We start from the raw sequence: 204 nt of genomic DNA on the forward strand, positions 1-204 counted from the left end.
GACTGTTTAGCAAAAACACAGGTCTCTGCGAAGCCGAAAGGCGAAGTATAGGGGCTGACGCCTGCCCGGTGCTGGAAGGTTAAGAGGAGGGCTTAGGGGGAAGACCCCGAAGGTCCGAATCGAAGCCCCAGTAAACGGCGGCCGTAACTATAACGGTCCTAAGGTAGCGAAATTCCTTGTCGGGTAAGTTCCGACCCGCACGAA

General features: G+C 55.9%; 1 rRNA gene. It reads left to right on the forward strand.

From position 1 onward, the window contains the following. Positions 1 to 204, forward strand: a 23S ribosomal RNA gene (locus J3481_RS14585); the annotation flags it as partial.

The sequence above is a fragment of the Alicyclobacillus fructus genome, assembly GCF_017329605.1.
GTDB classification, from domain to species: domain Bacteria; phylum Bacillota; class Bacilli; order Alicyclobacillales; family Alicyclobacillaceae; genus Alicyclobacillus; species Alicyclobacillus fructus.